General features: G+C 68.5%; 1 pseudogene. It reads right to left on the bottom strand.

Annotated features, from left to right (window positions below):
• A pseudogene (locus AABA86_RS33465) lies at positions 1-257 on the bottom strand (2-isopropylmalate synthase); the annotation flags it as partial.

The following is a 257-nucleotide window of genomic DNA, read 5'->3' as shown; positions in this document are numbered from 1 at the left end:
GGCCGCGCTTGGCGAACTTCACCGCCTCGGCGCAGCGGTCGATGTCGGCCGGATGGGCGCGCGACAGCCCGGCGATGACGGCGTTCTTGGAGCGGCGGGCGATCTCGCTGACGGCCTGGAAGTCACCTTCGGAGGTGATCGGGAAGCCGGCTTCGATGACGTCGACGCCCATATCGTCCAAGAGCTCGGCGACCTCGAGCTTTTCCTCGAAGGTCATGGTGGCGCCGGGACACTGCTCGCCGTCGCGCAGCGTGGTG

The sequence above is a fragment of the Bradyrhizobium sp. TM233 genome, assembly GCF_036247965.1.
Taxonomy (GTDB): Bacteria; Pseudomonadota; Alphaproteobacteria; order Rhizobiales; family Xanthobacteraceae; genus Bradyrhizobium; species Bradyrhizobium ottawaense.
This window is presented reverse-complemented; position numbering and strand designations above follow the sequence as displayed.